11 protein-coding genes and 1 pseudogene are annotated in these 15,106 nt (G+C 46.3%); 8 read left to right on the top strand and 4 right to left on the bottom strand.

Annotation, left to right across the window (positions count from 1 at the left end):
- Positions 1-77: 77 nt before the first annotated feature.
- The 4 genes from AC0L73_RS02095 to AC0L73_RS02080 all read right to left on the bottom strand — a co-directional run bounded on the left by AC0L73_RS02095 (position 78) and on the right by AC0L73_RS02080 (position 5,464).
- Positions 78-1,205: a hypothetical protein gene (locus AC0L73_RS02095; RefSeq protein WP_473654740.1), complete on the bottom strand. Its 1,128-nt coding sequence runs from the start codon at positions 1,203-1,205 to the stop codon at positions 78-80.
- A complete protein-coding gene (locus AC0L73_RS02090; protein WP_473654739.1) occupies positions 1,144-2,058 on the bottom strand; it encodes a hypothetical protein in 915 nt (304 codons plus the stop codon). The genes AC0L73_RS02095 and AC0L73_RS02090 overlap by 62 nt, the downstream gene beginning before the upstream one ends.
- 45 nt (positions 2,059-2,103) lie before the next feature.
- Positions 2,104-3,963, bottom strand: coding sequence for a hypothetical protein (locus AC0L73_RS02085; protein ID WP_227952346.1), 1,860 nt, complete (start codon positions 3,961-3,963; stop codon positions 2,104-2,106).
- A 574-nt stretch (positions 3,964-4,537) separates the two neighbouring features.
- On the bottom strand, positions 4,538-5,464 hold the full coding sequence (locus tag AC0L73_RS02080; RefSeq protein WP_227952345.1) for a LysR family transcriptional regulator: 927 nt from the start codon (positions 5,462-5,464) through the stop codon (positions 4,538-4,540).
- 189 nt (positions 5,465-5,653) lie between these two features.
- Here AC0L73_RS02080 and AC0L73_RS02075 point away from each other — a divergent pair, with 189 nt between their 5' ends.
- From AC0L73_RS02075 to recA, 8 genes and pseudogenes are all read left to right on the top strand, one after another.
- The gene (locus AC0L73_RS02075; protein ID WP_227952344.1) at positions 5,654-7,240 is read left to right on the top strand and encodes an ABC transporter substrate-binding protein; all 1,587 of its coding nucleotides are present in this window, start codon (positions 5,654-5,656) and stop codon (positions 7,238-7,240) included.
- A gap of 76 nt (positions 7,241-7,316) precedes the next feature.
- Positions 7,317-8,291, top strand: coding sequence for an ABC transporter permease (locus AC0L73_RS02070; protein WP_227952343.1), 975 nt, complete (start codon positions 7,317-7,319; stop codon positions 8,289-8,291).
- 7 nt (positions 8,292-8,298) lie between these two features.
- Entirely contained in the window at positions 8,299-9,228 is a 930-nt protein-coding gene (locus tag AC0L73_RS02065; protein WP_227952342.1) for an ABC transporter permease, read from the top strand.
- Between the two features lie 5 nt (positions 9,229-9,233).
- The gene (locus AC0L73_RS02060) at positions 9,234-10,214 is read left to right on the top strand and encodes an ABC transporter ATP-binding protein (RefSeq protein ID WP_227952341.1); all 981 of its coding nucleotides are present in this window, start codon (positions 9,234-9,236) and stop codon (positions 10,212-10,214) included.
- A pseudogene (locus tag AC0L73_RS02055) lies at positions 10,207-11,203 on the top strand (ABC transporter ATP-binding protein). Before AC0L73_RS02060 ends, AC0L73_RS02055 begins: the two are co-directional and overlap by 8 nt.
- Positions 11,200-12,714, top strand: a complete 1,515-nt coding sequence (locus AC0L73_RS02050) for a M81 family metallopeptidase (RefSeq protein WP_227952339.1) — start codon at positions 11,200-11,202, stop codon at positions 12,712-12,714. The pseudogene AC0L73_RS02055 and the gene AC0L73_RS02050 overlap by 4 nt, the downstream one beginning before the upstream one ends.
- A gap of 516 nt (positions 12,715-13,230) precedes the next feature.
- Positions 13,231-13,635 carry a hypothetical protein gene (locus AC0L73_RS02045; protein WP_473654738.1) on the top strand — a complete coding sequence of 135 codons (405 nt, stop codon included), beginning with the start codon at positions 13,231-13,233 and terminating at the stop codon, positions 13,633-13,635.
- A gap of 344 nt (positions 13,636-13,979) precedes the next feature.
- On the top strand, positions 13,980-15,065 hold the full coding sequence (gene recA, locus AC0L73_RS02040; protein WP_321576148.1) for a recombinase RecA: 1,086 nt from the start codon (positions 13,980-13,982) through the stop codon (positions 15,063-15,065).
- Positions 15,066-15,106 lie beyond the last annotated feature (41 nt).

Here is a 15,106-nt window from a genome sequence, read left to right as displayed (position 1 = left end):
TTCCCATTTTTAATCGCTTTACCCCAAAATTTCAGTCTCAATCTGTTTAAGGCGTGCGAGCGCCTTATTAGCCAAATCTAGAGAACTCTGCGAAACAGATATTTCCTCGGAAGTTGGATCGGTCGGCGTGGTGCTGATCTTTTTTCTAATTTACTGATTTTTTCCTCAACGACGGCTTTTGTAAACGTCAAAAAGCCGCTGGATTTTTTCTGTTTCATAGCTTTTTGATTAGTCTGGTTTTCATCAACTTTATCGAGAAGAATTTCTGCGCCATACAGGTCATATAATTCCACAAGCTGAAAGACAGATAGTGACCACAAATGCTCATATCTGCGCATGAGGTTAAGTGTCCCGTTCTGTACGGTCTCTTTAACCTTCTCTGCTTCTTTATCTACAGTTTTTAATATTTTGGCTTCTTCTATTTTCTTTTCCGCCGAAGTCAAAATATCTTTATAAATACTCATCATAACAAAAGTATTGGTAGATAAATTCAGCCAATTTAGCGCTTCTTCTTTGCTATAGATTGTAACCTGGTTACCCTCAGTACCCTCAGTACCCTCAGTACCCTCAGTACCCTCAGTACCCTCAGTACCCTCAGTGCCCGTATCCGATAATTTGACATAGAGAAAATTTTCATAGACGGACTCGCGCATTTCCTGCGAGAAATCATATTGCCTCAATTTCTTGAGAATAGAGAGCATATCTTTAACGTCTATGCCAGCTATGTAACAAGCGTAAATTAGCAAAGCTTCACAAGCTCGACTTTGGCCTTCACGCGCGTCGTGGGCGAAGTACCCGCCAAATACCAAGGCATCAGCGGGGCCAGGGCCTATCAGGAAATATAGTACACGAGCCAGTCGGTCTGCATAAGCCACTATCAGGGTAAGTATGGCGGCGGGAACGCCATCAGTTGTATAAATTGCTTTGTCCTCTTTTTCATCAAAAAGCAGGTTTAATTCTTTAACTAAGGATTTGCGATTATCTGAGATCTCTTCATAGGGAATTTTTGTGTTTATCTTGTAGAAGTTATCTCTTGTGAGTGTCGGCAGCGTTTCCTTTAGCTCATTGAGCGTTTTTGGAATATTCTTAGGTGGGATCTGGCCATATACCATACCTTGGAATACAGCCGGATCCAGTACTTGCTCATGAGAATTTTGTACGAGGTTCTGACCGATGTAGGAAAAGCTCGGGCGTCCTACTTCCACACCTACATACCCGTTTCCTTCTCCTTTTACTTGGAACTGACAAACAATCGAGGAATGGGGGGATAATAAGTGAACGCAGGAGATTTCTTTTTTTCATATCAACTTTAAATTTTTTGGAAATCCCGGGAAGAATATCGTCTAAATATTGCTCGACATAATGTGAGACAATTTTGGGATCTTGCAGTTCTTTGTCGGTCAGCTTTCTGCCGAATTTTTCCTCGAGTAGGAAGTTTAAGCTATCAAAGGAAACCGGAGTTCCTCGACCGACATAAAATTGAGCGACGGAACTGAGTTTTCCTGGGCCTTCTTGAATCTTATCCTCAATAGAATCGACGAAATCGAGATTCCGCATAATATCGCTTTTCGGGTTTGCATAAACGACATTTCTGATAAGACCACCAATGGAGACTAATGGTTTTTTATAGAATGCTGGCCAGGTAATGTGGTCTGGCGCAGAGGAATCCTTTCCGCCAATGTTTTTGATAGGAGAAATGATGTTTTCAGAGGCAGTAGACGGATATGCCGCACCATGAATATCATCAATATCCTGAACATCTTCACCATATACCTCTTTGAAGATGTCGCTGAGATGGCTATCTACGTCTTCGGGAATTCTGAGCCGATTAAGAACATGCTTAACTGTTTCATCGCATTCCTCATCGGGCAGATAACCTCCTATTGGATCTCCCTTAGGATCCCTATACTTCTGCGAGGTCATATTGTGGGACGGAATTGCTTTATAACGATAATTGCGCCGTTGTGAAACAAATGCGCTGCTAATTCCTGTTGAAACGTTAAGTATAGACTGTAATTGACCGGCTATACTTCTGGATAACTTAAATTTAGAAGACATAATAATAAATTCCTTTTATATTTATCGATATATTTATTTTTTTAACTATATTTTTTCGTTATTTACTAATTTCTTAAATAATTCTTCGGTCAGATCTATTCCTTTGGTTGTTAGTGGATTAAGTGGGGATGCGGCTCCCACATGTTCCGGGTATAAAACTGGTGTTGGAAAGCCGGCAGGGAGATGGTTGAGTTTTCTGTTTTTGTTGAAATCCTCTGGTGGTTCTGCGGTCAGGATCGGAGTAAATTGATATGATTTAGGCGACATGGGACCCTCTTCACAGTAATCGTCCGAGCCTTCCTCATAAGCATCGCCGTCTATGCTGCTGCTGGGCAGGAAGATTTCTTTTATTGTCCTAGGAGTTTCTTGGAATGACGGGAATCTGATACTTGACATCGCGAATGCGCGGTATCTCCAATCATCTCCACTTGATGAAAGCTGAACGGGGTTCCCGTTAAGAAAGCGCAGCTTTATTTTTTGGTCGCTAATTAGATCGAAAAGGTTGTCAATCCTATCCAAAAACGCGCTGTCCGAGGCATCATTTATCTTTTGCGCGAATTTGGCGTCTTTCAGAATCTGATTGCTTTTGTCCATCAGATCCGCCGGGTTTTCGACGATGCGTATATTTGCAGATGGCGTACCAACAATTTTGATCGAGTTACTGAGCCTGCTATCCACAACCTTTGCAGAGAGTGAGAGCGGATCCGAAGCATCCGTTAATACTTCCTGAACCCCAATCGACCCATCCTTTTCAACCCCTAGGAGGAAGGTCATGAAGTAAGGCGCATTATCAAATACATGGGAAAAATGAAGATTGATAACCAACTTTTCTGACGGTTTAACAAGGTTGAGCAGATAAGCGTCCAGCTTTATGCACAGAGCTTCGAAGTTTCGCTCCATAAAAGATGAATTCTGCTGGTAGATCGTATTAAACAGAGGAAGCTCTTTTAATGAGCCCGCGATCATTTCAGATCGTGATGCCTTAGTTGGATCACCTTTTGTAATTTCGAGAAACTCGGTTAGTTTCTGATTGAAGTTTTGTTCATCCTTTGCCTTTTTTAATTTTAGAAGTTCATTCAGTTTAGAGGCAATGGTCTCTGTCGATATCAGATGTCCTCCATTAAGACAGCAAGCTAAATTATATCTTTTAGAGGGTTTGAGACCGAAGAATAAGTAGGCGAATTCAACATCTGTAAATGATGGAAGGTTCTCGTCCGCTTGCCGGACATCATTGATTCGCTTGATCCGTTCATTTTCAGCTAACCCTTTTTCCGGATCACCGTCTTTAAAAGCCTCGTTGAACCATTCTTGGTGTTTAGGATTTAACCTTCCGTTAGGTATTGAATCGGCATTTTTTTTATATGCGGCCCAATACATATTGATAATTTGTTCATCACTCGGATTTGCCCGTTTCAAATAAGAGTTAAACAATTTATCTGTGACGAGGGTCTTTACAGGATCAATGCCATATTCCGCAATGTAGGTAATTACATTGTCCGGGTTCCATTGCTCTTTTATGTCGTCATATTGGAAACTCGCTTCCAAAAGTCCGCTCCGCCTCTTTATGGAGCCGTAAACTGTTTCAGGATAATTCCAGTAGTGATGCGGACTTTGTTTCATTGTGTTTAGACCATATAGCCGCGTTGTGTCTTCATTTCCCGAGACGCTACTTGGGTCGTAAAAGTAAGGAACAGGGACACCATAGATCCCGCTTTTCATTAAGAGCGATGGCCCACCTGATTTGTCAAAGTCACGCATTCTTAATAGGTTGGCTTTATTTGCCAACCCCAACACACTGTCCTGAAAACAAACTTGCCGATTGCTGATCTGAAAAACGGTCGGATGGCTGAACTTTGTTGGGCGTAACGCCTTGCTCGCTCGTAGTGAAAATAATTTGCTAGACATAATTTTTTCCTTATTAGAAATAACAATTTTTATATTGTAATAAAAAATATAAAAACAACTATAAGGTGTAATTTTTTCGTCCATTTCCCTTGAAATTGTGCGACCCGCTTGGCGTAAACTCTTTAACTTTGGATTATATGAAAACTATTTGGCCGATTAATTAGTTGAGTTGGCGCAGCGCATACTATTCCGGGACTTATCAGCTTACCTTTCATGGGCAACCGGTGATCGTTCACCAGTTGGCCGGCAATAAACTGGAAGGAGCATTGCTTATGGAAGCAGGGAAAATTATAGGGTTCATCCGAACTGTCGTTATTTGCAGTCGTTGAAGTTGAGGAAATAGTCAAAGAAATTTATGGGATATGAAGGGTAGGCATACAGGTCCGTATTTGTTTTTCCCGGGTCCGGGGATAGGAGCCGTCTCAGTTCTGGCGAAAAATATCGTCAACCACCGAAGTGCAGGCCCGTTTCCTGGTCCAGCATTGTACCGGCAAAGGTAAGAGTGAAATCAAATGTTCCTATACTGCTTGGCCCCATAAGCGCTGACGTCAGACACGCATATGGACCTAATTAGTCAGGATACAATGAGTTCCCTACTTTCTTTCGTTGTGAAATAGGCTTCGCACTGCTCGACAAATGCTTTCACAATTCGGCGGTTAATTCCCTGTTCCGTGTAGGCGACAACTAGGCGCGACTTACGGAGATTTTCTTTTATTGGTTTGCACAGGATTTTTGCGCCGCAATGCGTATCTTCGGTCGACGGCCGGGATTGCAGAAGAGCTATGCCAAGGCCTGCTCCGACCATGCTTCTGACCATCTCATAATTGCCGGACTTATAAACGAATTTGGGTTCAAAGCCTGCGGTTTCAAACAAAGACGTGTAATATTGGCGCGAACTCGGCAAGTCGAGAAGGATCATTGGCTGATCGATTAGTTCAGTAAGGGAAATTGATTTCTCTTCGGCAAGTGGATGGCCGCGTGGGACAATCACATGTGGCGGTACAACGGCAAGTGTCTTGGTCTTAAGTCCGGCGCTGATGTCGGCCTCGTCATAGGAGATACCGACATCGATCTCTCCGCGATGAATGCTGTCAAAAATATGCCGGACATTCCCTTCAATAATATTTACGTGAATTGCACTATGCTCCGACACCAGCCTTTTCAAGATTGGCGCCAGAACGATCGGCGCGATTGCGTTAAAACAGCCGACATGTAAATGACCCGAGATATTTTCGCGGAGGCCAATTATTTCATCTTCAAAATTTTCAACTTGATCAAGAATTGCCTGAATTCTAACGAGCACCTCCCTGCCTTTTGCCGTCAGCGAAATTCCTTTTGACCGCTCCCTGTTTAACAAAGTGAGCCCCAGCTCGGCCTCAAGATTATCGACCGCCAGACTGATCGCGGATTGCGAAATATTCAGCTCTGCCGCCGCTTTGGTCAGACTTTTGAAATGCGCTGCGGCTGCAAAATACCTCATGACGCGAAAAGATACATTCATCAGAAAAACTCATAATAATTATATTGATAATATATTTTTCGGATAAATCGCAAGCTGTCAATATCCAGTTTGCAGACGCACAAAGCATTGGGGTCACAAGAACCTCAGCGTAGGCATCAGGGGCAAGGGAAATCCAAATAACGAAACTCGCTTCTGATTCGTAAGAACTCAATGATGCGAGGAGGTATCATGTTTTTTAAGACCAAACGTCTGGCAATTGCCGGAATTATGTTAGGCGCAGCGGCAACGTTGACGGCGGCGCCTGTGCAAGCAGAGAATGTACTGCGATACGCGAATGTAGGCGATGCGGCGACACTTGATCCGCATGCATTGAATACATTGGTGACATTAATGGCAGATATTCAAATGTATGACGCTCTTGTCATGCGGGATCCGAATATGCTCAAGGTGCCTGGTCTGGCGGAAAGCTGGAAAAATATCGATCCGAATACCTGGCAGTTTAATCTGCGGAAAAACGTCACTTTCCATAATGGTAACCCCTTTAACGCTGACGATGTTGTCTTCTCCATAAAAAGGGCGCAGGCGGACACCAGCCAGATGAAGGGCTACGTCAATACAATTTCCGATGTGAAGAAAATTGATGATTACACCGTCCAGGTTATTACAGAAAAGCCTAATCCGATCATGCTGGACCAGTTGGTTAATATTTTCATGATGGATAAGGAGTGGTGTGAAGAGCATGACGTGGTCGCGCCACAGAATTTCGGAGATAAACAGGAAACATACGCTGTTCGCCATACCAATGGTACAGGGGCGTTCAAGCTGGAAAGCCGTGATCCGGATGTCAAAACTGTTTTAGTCAAAAATGAAGATTGGTGGGGAAAGAAAGATTATCCCAGTAACGTTGATAAAGTTGTCTGGACCCCAATTGCTAACGATGCGACGCGTGTGGCTGCGCTATTGTCGGGTGAAGTCGATTTGTTGACGGATCCGCCAATACAGGACCTTGCCCGTATTCTCACCGATCCCAAACTCAAAGTAGACAAGACGTCCCAGATTCGTACAATTTTCTACGGGTTTGATGTTAAATCCGATGAATTGCGGCACTCGGACGTAAAGGGCAAGAATCCCTTCAAGGATGTAAGGGTTCGTGAAGCTTTCTATCACGCGATTGACATCAATGCGATTAAGAAGGCAGTGATGCGCGGATGGTCGGCCCCCGCAGGTATGATTATCGAGCCACCTATCAATGGATATCGCGCTGATTGGGATCAAAACCGTCTTCCTTATGATCCTGAGAAAGCGAAGGCGCTGTTGGCCGAAGCAGGGTATCCCGATGGGTTCTCCGTTCAATTGGACTGCCCGAACAATCGTTATCAAAATGATGAGGCGATCTGCCAGGCTACGGTTGGCATGCTTGCCAAAATCGGCATCAAAGTGCGGCTGAATGCGCAACCGAAAACGCAGCACTTCCCTTTGATAACCGGGAAGGATACTGATTTCTATATGCTCGGATGGGGTATTCCGACAATGGATTCAGGGTTTATTTTTGATTACCTGTTGGAGTCAAACGGCTCTTGGAATGCGTCCGGTTACGGAACTCCTGAATTAGATGCCAAGATTATCGAAATTAGAGGCATCGTCGACCCTGAAAAGCGGAACAAGATTATCAACGAAATCTGGACGCAGGTTCAGAATGATATCCCTTACCTGCCGTTGCATCACCAGGTAATCGCATGGGCTATGGTGAAGAGTCTCAGCATTCCGATTGAGCCCAATGATATGCCGCGGTTCTACTGGGCAAACTTCAAGTAATACTCAATGCGCATGATGGCTCGGCGGCAAATTCGCCGAGCCATTACATAAACAAAAGAATTGCAGGGACGATTCCATGGTCAGTTTTGTTATAAAGCGATTGTTTCAGTCAGCAATTGTTATGCTTGCGGTCGCCTTGATCAGCTTTTTCCTTTTCAATTTTGTGGGTGATCCAATTAGCAACATGGTCGGGCAGGAAACTACTGTAGAAGACAGGGCGGAACTGCGCGAAAGATTGGGACTGAACGAGCCTTTTCTGTATCAATTTGGACGTTTTGTGGGCCATGCCCTGCAAGGAGATTTTGGTATTTCCTACCGGCTGCAAAGACCGGTTGAAGATTTGATCGCCGAAAGAATGCCAGCAACGCTGGAACTTGTTTTCGTTTCCGCAATTCTTGCAATCGTATTTGGTGTTGTTGGCGGGCTCTTCACCGGATTGAAAAAAGATCACTGGGCCAGCAAATTGATTATGACGACGTCCTTGGTCGGTGTTTCTCTTCCAACATTTGTTATCGGTATTCTGCTGATTTACATATTTGCGGTGAAGGTACACTGGTTACCGTCATTTGGGCGAGGTGAAGTGGTTGATATCGGCGGCTGGACCACTGGCTTGCTCACCGTGAGCGGATGGAAAGCGATTATTTTGCCTGCCATTACTCTGGCGCTTTACCAGACGACGCTTATTCTGCGAATTATTCGTTCCGAAATGCTCGAAGTTATGAGGGCTGATTTTATCAAGTTCGCCCGCGCCCGTGGTCTTAAAAGACGCGACATAAATTATGGGCATGCGCTTAAGAACACCCTTATTCCAGTCATCACAGTTACAGGGCTTCAAATAGGTTCGCTGATCGCATTTTCCATTATTACCGAAACAGTCTTTCAGTGGCCGGGAATGGGCAGCCTGTTTATCCAAGCCGTTCAGTTTGCGGATATACCGATTATGTCGGCTTATCTTGTGCTGGTTGCATTTTTCTTTGTCGTCATAAATCTAACTGTGGACTTACTCTATTTCGTCGTTGACCCCCGTCTTCGCGCTGATGTGAAAGGATAGGACGAGTATGAAGAACCTCACCACATCTGGTCGATGGGCGACCTTTGTCGACCATGACATTACCTATAGTTTCCTTCATTCGCCGACGACAATTATTGCATCAATAATAACGATCCTGATGTTTGTTGCCGCATTTGGCGCTCCGATTTTGACGTCCTTCACGCCGTTTGATCCTGGAAGCCTAGAGTTGACGGACGCCTTTCTGCCGCCGGTATGGGAGAGCGGCGGGATAGAGAAGCATTTTCTTGGCACTGACGGACAGGGGCGGGACATATTAGCGGCAATAATGTATGGCACGCAAATTTCCCTTGTTGTAGGTCTGTTGAGCGTTCTGCTGTCGATGGGAATAGGTGTTCCGTTGGGCATCATCGCCGGGTATTTTGGGGGCTGGGTTGATACGGCAATAATGCGTTTTGCCGATATTCAGCTGACAATTCCCCCCATTTTGATCGCGTTAATGATTGATGGCGTTACACGTACCTCCATGAGTAGTGAGTTGCATGAGGTGATAGCTATTCCCGTTTTGATCGTTTCTATCGGAATCGCAAGCTGGCCACAGTATGCGCGAATTACCCGAAGCGGAGCGATGGTGGAGCGGCGCAAGGATTTCGTTGCGGCGGCCAAACTCATTCAAACGCCAACATCGTTGATACTATTACGGCATATTCTCCCAAATGTAATCGGACCAACGCTTATCGTTGCGACTATCGGCGTGGCGGTCGCAATAATTATTGAGGCTACTTTATCTTTCCTCGGAGTTGGAGTTCCTCCGACAACGCCATCGTTGGGGACGCTAATCCGTATCGGCAACAGCTTCCTGTTCTCCGGCGAATGGTGGATCACTTTCTTCCCGGCCTTCACACTTGTTATCCTGGTTCTGTCCGTCAATCTGATTGGGGACTGGCTTCGCGATACATTCAATCCGAAATTGAGGTAGGCGTCATGGCTGTTCTTGATATCTCCAATCTTTGCATCGAATTTCCGACGCGCCGCGGCGTGTTAAGCGCCGTTGAAGATCTAACTCTGTCGATTGAGGCAGGTGAAATTCTTGGCATTGTCGGCGAGTCCGGGGCGGGAAAATCGCTCACCGGAAATGCTATTGTCGGGCTGCTGGAGCCTCCCGGGCATGTCACGGAAGGCGTGATCCTGTTGAATGGGCGGGATATTACACATTTGCCTGAATCGGAAATGAGGAAAATACGGGGTGCGCAAATCGGGGTTATTTTTCAAGATCCTTTGACTAGTCTCGATCCGCTTTATACCATAGGTCAGCAGCTTACGCAGACTATCCTGACCCATAAAAAAATGTCGAATGCGCAGGCAAAGGCTTGGGCGATTGAGCTGTTGAATGAGGTCGGGATTCCCGCGCCGGAGCGGCGGTTTGATGCCTTTCCACATGAGTTCTCTGGGGGCATGCGGCAGAGAGTGGTGATTGCGCTGGCGCTCTGCTGCGATCCTTGCCTGATTATTGCAGATGAGCCGACGACCGCATTGGATGTTTCGGTGCAGGCGCAAATTATTGCATTGCTAAAACGTCTTTCCCGTGAAAAAGGTGTCGCTACCATGCTGGTGACACATGATATGGGGGTCATTGCGGAGGCTGCGGATAGGGTTGCCGTCATATATTCGGGCCGGCTTGCGGAAATAGGCGATGTTCGGAGTGTTATCGACGCGCCCAAACATCCCTACACAAAAGGATTAATGGATTCGATCCCCCAGATCGGCCAGAACCTTAAAATTCTTCCGAATATCGTGGGTGCGATGCCCAGGCTTGATGCCCGGCCTGACGGATGCGCCTTCAATCCAAGATGCTCAAAAGCTAAATTCATATGCCATCAACAGGCGGCACCTCTGATCGAGGCGGGCAGCGTCGGGCAACGGGCAGCTTGTTGGGTTTACGAGGGAGGAGAGAAGTATGTCTGAGCAAAGTCTATTAGAAGTTCAAGGGCTTAAGATGTATTTTGATGTTTCTCCGCCGCTCGTTACCCGGCTACTTAACCGAATGCCGAGGCAAGTGTTGAAGGCCGTTGACGGTTTGAGTTTCTCCATCGAGCGGGGGAAAACATTTTCGTTGGTGGGCGAGATCCGGTTGCGGCAAATCGACCGTGGCGCGCGCGGTTGCAGGCCTTTACAAGGCAACAGACGGGAACATCATAATCGATGGCCAGAACCTGGCGAATGCAAACGGGAAATCCAAAATAACGGATATCTCACGGCGAATGCAGATGATTTTCCAGTCCCCCTATGCGAGCCTCGACCCGCGTTGGAGGGTACGTGATATTATCGCTGAGCCCATTCGTGCCTTTGACCTTGCGAATGATAAAAGGGATGAGAGAAGGCAAGTAGAGCAACTGCTCGTCCAGGTCGGGTTATCGGAGAGTGACGGCGAGAAATATCCTCATGAATTTTCCGGGGGACAGCGTCAACGGATATCCATCGCCCGGGCATTATCCAGTAAGCCGGAATTTCTTATTTGCGATGAGCCGACCTCGGCCCTTGATGTGTCCGTTCAAGCCCAAATTCTTAACCTGATGACAGAGCTTCAGGATGAACTCGGACTGACCTATCTTTTTATCAGTCATGATCTCGCCGTCATCGATCATATTTCAGACTGGATTGGCGTTATGTATTTGGGCCGTGTGTGCGAAATAACGCCTAAGGCTGAACTCTTTTCCAACCCGCGACATCCTTATACGAAGCTTTTACTTGAAACGATTCCGGATCTTAGAGGGGGCTCCCACAGAAAGCCACTTGAAGGAGAAGTGCCAAATCCGATCACGCCGCCGAGCGGCTGTACATTTCATCCGCGATGCCCATTCGCAAATGAGCGGTGTACGCGAGAACAGCCTGTGTTGAAGGAGTATGGGCCTGCGAAGGTCGCCTGCCATGCTGTCGATGAGGAAAGAATATGAAGCGGATTGCAATTGCTGGTTTTCAGCATGAGACCAATACTTTCGCAGAAAAGAAAGCAGATTTTGACGCCTTTGCAATGGCGAAAGACTGGCCAGCTTTATGCGAGGGCGACGCGCTAATAGAGAAAGTATCCGGGTTTAACTTACCAATTGTCGGCGCCATAGATTGCTTTTCCAAAGAAGAAATCGAAATTGTGCCGCTATGTTGGGCTTTTGCTGTTCCTTGCGGAGTAGTAACCCGCGATGCCTTTGAGCGGATTGCCTCTCTTATTCTGGGGCTGCTTGAGAGTGCGGGCCCGGTTGACGGTATTTATCTGGATCTTCATGGCGCAATGGTTACCGAGCATTACGATGATGCGGAAGGAGAACTGCTTCGCCGACTTAGAATGCTGGTGGGTTCCAATATTCCGATCTCAGCAAGTCTCGATTACCATGCAAATATTACGGAAAAAATGGTTGAATATGCGGATTATCTCGACACATACCGGCATTATCCCCATACAGATATGGCGGAAACAGGAAAACGCACGGCAGGTGTGCTGGTTAAATTACTCGGTGACGGTACTCGTTTTAATAAGGCCATGTATAAGTCGGATTTTCTGATTCCGTTAAACATGGGCTGCACCACTTTGAATCCCTGTAAAACCCTCGTCGGTGAAAAGCTGGAGAAAATACGAGATAGCTTGACACCTCATAGTCATATTTCGTTTGCCGCCGGTTTTGCCCTTGCGGACATCGAAGAGGCGGGCCCATCAGTTATCGCCTATGGACCGGAAAAAAATGTGATTTTGGAGGCGCTTGCCAATTTCCAGCAAGAACTCGTAGCGTCCGAGCATTTATTTAAGGAAACCGGTGTTTCGGCTGATAAAGCTGTCGCCATGGCCCTAAAAATCAGCGAAACCGCCCGTAAACCGGTCATCATTGCAGACACGCAGGATAATCCAGGTGCTGGCGGATCTGGTGATACAACCGGACTACTCAGAGAGCTTCTTTCTGCAGGGACTCAGAATGCGCTATGCGGGTTTATATCAGATTCCGAAACTGCCGAAATGGCGCATGCGGCAGGTGTGGGGCGGGATATTCTTGCGGATCTTGGCGGGAAAGGATTTAAAGGCGATACGCCTTTGAGCGGCCTTTATACGGTGCTTGCGTTGGCGAATGGTGAGTTGTTGGCCACAGGACCGATGTGGAAGGGCGCGCAGATGCAACTGGGTCCGTGCGCTTTACTTGAAAGAGATGGTGTCAAAATTGCTGTCTCCAGCAAAACCGTACAAACGGGAGATAGCGAAATGTTTCGGCATTTAGGTATTGACCCAAAAGCCCAATCAATCATCGCCCTGAAAAGCTCGGTGCATTTTCGTGCAGATTTCGAAAGATTTGCACAAGAAATTATCGTTGCACTCTCGCCCGGACCTGTTGAGGCTGATTTAGTGAAACTGAAATATAAAAAATTACGGCCTGGTGCGCGTATAGGACCTAACAAAGATTTTGAGCATGATTTTGAGGTTTGAGATAGGTGGCGCAGTCCACGTATAAAAAAGGCATTGATGTTGTCATGCATTAAATTCACGTAGCAACAAAGGCAGAATAAGGTTTGGGTTAGTCTAATTGAGAAGGAACGAAGATGAAGCCAAAATAGGCAAAATCCAAAGCGCCTGCGGATCGGGAGGTGAAGGGCATCCGATGTGCGACGCGCAAGCAGTATACTGAGGAAGAGAAGTTCAGGATCGTGCTGGAGGCCTAGCGCGGGGATGATAGCATTCGTGGATGGAAACTATGCTGTGGTCTTGAGGGTCAAAAAAGGCATCGAGCATTTTCTCGGATTTTTCATCCTGCAGTTCCGGTGTTAGCTAGATATTTGCGGATGTAGATATTTTCTGGGATATGGCGGGATGAGTATATCAATTAGCCGTGATGCGGGAGGTTAGGTGAGAGAATAAAAATAGCTCGATTGATTTATAAGGAAACACAAGCACAATTCTCAGATAAGCATGGAGTTTTATGAAGTTATTTGTCCGAAGCGGAAAATGAAAAAAGGCAAACTGTCTATTGAAATGATTATAGGTATTGCTGACTATTTCACGCAATTAGATGTCCATTGGCTACTTACTGGCGAAGGTCCATTTCTAAATCCAGTAGCGTATGATGAAGGTGGTTGGAGTATCCCTAGAGAACGCCATTCAGATTATCATTTTTTGCTGAATGTTCTAACGCTTATTGAGGAGAAATTGCGAGAAGATTGGCTCGGTCGACAAAAGGGTCTCAAACGAAAATCGGACTTACTTAGTTATTTTTATGAGAAGTATTTTTCCACATTTATTGAAGCAAAAGAGGATAAGAAGCTATCAATGAAACAAGCACATGGTTTCGCTTCGGTTGAATTGACAGGTTTAATGCTATGGGATTGTCGTCTGCTCGGCATAGAGAGCTAGAATTACAAATAACTATCAAAGGGTAAAAGGTGCGCAATAAGGAAGATAAATTATAACTTATTGAAATATATGAATTTCATATTGTCGAACCTTCAATGTTATTAAATATCAATAACTTAACCTCATTTCATGGAAAAATAAAAGAATCCGGATCACCAGATCTTCGAATTGGTGTGCCGGAAATTCTCTATACTCCTTAATGGAGAAAATTTCGAACAAAGGCACAACATAAACTGAAAAAATAAACGATTACAACTAGATAAAAACTTCTTGCAAAGGAGAACAAAACATGTACATTTATGGCAGTTGCATCCGGGACTGACCTATGGAATAAGGGGAGATCGATGGTAAATACAGCTCTTAAGCTCGTTGAAGCAGGTGGTATGGATAAGAAAAAAGCATTGGAAGCGGCCTTGAGCCAGATCGATCGGGCCTTTGGTAAAGGGTCGGTGATGCGGCTTGGTCAGCAGGAGACTTTAGACGTGGCGGCGATCCCGACGGGATCGCTCGGGCTCGATATCGGGCTCGGCATTGGGGGCTTGCCCAAGGGACGGGTGATTGAGATTTATGGCCCGGAAAGTTCCGGTAAAACGACGTTGGCGCTGCATGTCGTTGCTGAAGCGCAAAAGCAAGGTGGCACCTGTGCCTTCATTGACGTAGAGCATGCGCTGGATCCGGTTTATGCCCGCAAGTTGGGAGTGGACGTTGATGAATTATTGATTTCCCAGCCGGATACGGGGGAGCAGTCGCTTGAGATTACCGACACGCTGGTGCGCTCAGGCGCAATTGACGTGCTGGTGGTCGACAGTGTGGCGGCTCTGGTGCCACAGGCTGAGTTGGAAGGGGAAATGGGTGACACCCATGTTGGACTTCAGGCACGGTTAATGAGCCAGGCGCTACGTAAGCTGACCGGCTCTATTTCGCGCTCCAACTGCATGGTGATTTTCATTAACCAGATCCGGATGAAGATCGGCGTGATGTTTGGCAGCCCGGAAACAACATCTGGCGGGAATGCTCTGAAATTCTATGCGTCGGTACGGCTGGATATTCGCCGAATTGGCCAGATCAAGGCAAAAGACGAAATCGTTGGGAACCAGACCCGGGTCAAGGTCGTGAAAAACAAGGTCGCGCCACCGTTCAAGGTGATCGAGTTCGATATCATGTATGGCGAAGGAATTTCAAAAACCGGAGAAATTCTCGATCTGGGCGTCAAGGCGGAGATTGTTGAGAAATCCGGTTCCTGGTACTCCTATGACAGTCAGCGCATCGGGCAGGGGCGGGAGCAGGCGAAAAGCTTTCTGAAGGAAAATCCCGAGATGGCGAAAGAGATTGAACAGAAAATTCTCGCCAATGCGGGCGTTATTTCTGAAATCATGCAAGGCGGTCCGGACAGCGGCGCCGAGCAGGATGCCGAGACGGCAGATGATTAACGCTGGAAGATAAGTAGCGACAAAAAAAGCCGACCCGGAAG

The sequence above is a fragment of the Sneathiella sp. D3-11 genome (genome assembly GCF_055809395.1).
Note: the sequence above shows the minus strand (reverse complement) of the source record. Positions and strands in the feature narration are given on the sequence as shown.

Excerpts from the sequence above, each read along its gene's own strand:
- AC0L73_RS02090 (WP_473654739.1), bottom strand. The coding sequence starts at position 2,058 with ATGTCTTCTAAATTTAAGTTATCCAGAAGTATAGCCGGTCAATTACAG.
- AC0L73_RS02060 (WP_227952341.1), top strand. The coding sequence starts at position 9,234 with ATGGCTGTTCTTGATATCTCCAATCTTTGCATCGAATTTCCGACGCGC.
- AC0L73_RS02085 (WP_227952346.1), bottom strand. The coding sequence starts at position 3,963 with ATGTCTAGCAAATTATTTTCACTACGAGCGAGCAAGGCGTTACGCCCA.
- AC0L73_RS02070 (WP_227952343.1), top strand. The coding sequence starts at position 7,317 with ATGGTCAGTTTTGTTATAAAGCGATTGTTTCAGTCAGCAATTGTTATG.
- recA (WP_321576148.1), top strand. The coding sequence starts at position 13,980 with ATGGTAAATACAGCTCTTAAGCTCGTTGAAGCAGGTGGTATGGATAAG.
- AC0L73_RS02045 (WP_473654738.1), top strand. The coding sequence starts at position 13,231 with ATGAAAAAAGGCAAACTGTCTATTGAAATGATTATAGGTATTGCTGAC.
- AC0L73_RS02075 (WP_227952344.1), top strand. The coding sequence starts at position 5,654 with ATGTTTTTTAAGACCAAACGTCTGGCAATTGCCGGAATTATGTTAGGC.
- AC0L73_RS02080 (WP_227952345.1), bottom strand. The coding sequence starts at position 5,464 with ATGAATGTATCTTTTCGCGTCATGAGGTATTTTGCAGCCGCAGCGCAT.
- AC0L73_RS02050 (WP_227952339.1), top strand. The coding sequence starts at position 11,200 with ATGAAGCGGATTGCAATTGCTGGTTTTCAGCATGAGACCAATACTTTC.
- AC0L73_RS02065 (WP_227952342.1), top strand. The coding sequence starts at position 8,299 with ATGAAGAACCTCACCACATCTGGTCGATGGGCGACCTTTGTCGACCAT.